Here is a 717-nt window from a genome sequence, read left to right as displayed (position 1 = left end):
AGAGTCAGCTTAGTAAAATATTTAACTTTCTGGAACTATCAGACTTGCAGACCACCCCAAAAAGCTATACTTAACGACAGGTCATTTTGGACTGGTGTTTTGAGGACTTTTTACGCCGGTGATGACACCCTGTGATGAAAGCCATTTTTTTGTGAGTTCAGCATCAAATGTTGTGTGATATCCCGCGAACTTTGTTTTTTTATCACATTCGCCTTCAGTATTACGACCGCTGCTCAAAACCATACTATTGATAGGAATGTGAAGAGATGCATTATCCATAAGATCCACCTGACCAATAAAACAGATCATCAATTTTTAGGGCTGAACAAGCTATAGAGCTTATTAAAATATCAACTGGATAAACAAGAAATTAAATTACATACCTGAATGTAAATAATAAATCAGCCAGCTGGAGGAACATTCTCTCTAAAGTAGGCTTGAGCTAACTCAATCTGTTCTTTTAAAGCTTCCGACTCTCGCATTTTTTGAATTGGACAATTTTCATACTTATACAAGCCAAGATCAATGTCAGTTTTACAATCAAACATTAAGTCTTCTAGCTTTTCCTGAAGTCTACTACAACAATAAGGGGGAATGTAATTTAAATTGTGTAAACGCTTGTCGTTAATACTCCAAAATGGAGAATAACAATGAGCGTTGAAATCAACGAAAAACTGGTAGATCAAATAGCCAGTCAGATTAAAACTCAGGATGATC

At 35.8% G+C, this 717-nt stretch carries 2 protein-coding genes; both read right to left on the bottom strand.

What is annotated here, in order from left to right:
• Window positions 1-81: 81 nt before the first annotated feature.
• Window positions 82-279 carry a hypothetical protein gene (locus AK963_RS30070; protein WP_139117820.1) on the bottom strand — a complete coding sequence of 66 codons (198 nt, stop codon included), beginning with the start codon at window positions 277-279 and terminating at the stop codon, window positions 82-84.
• A 122-nt stretch (window positions 280-401) separates the two neighbouring features.
• Window positions 402-717: hypothetical protein (locus AK963_RS34225; protein ID WP_175404766.1), on the bottom strand; the 316-nt coding region annotated here is incomplete at its 5' end.

The sequence above is a fragment of the Endozoicomonas atrinae genome, from assembly GCF_001647025.1.
Lineage (GTDB): Bacteria > Pseudomonadota > Gammaproteobacteria > Pseudomonadales > Endozoicomonadaceae > Endozoicomonas > Endozoicomonas atrinae.
The sequence above is the reverse complement of the archived record's forward strand: the minus strand, read 5'-3'. Positions and strand labels throughout refer to the sequence as shown.

Bases quoted from the DNA above. Each gene is read 5' to 3' on its own strand.
- AK963_RS30070 (WP_139117820.1), bottom strand. From the start codon at position 279: ATGGATAATGCATCTCTTCACATTCCTATCAATAGTATGGTTTTGAGC.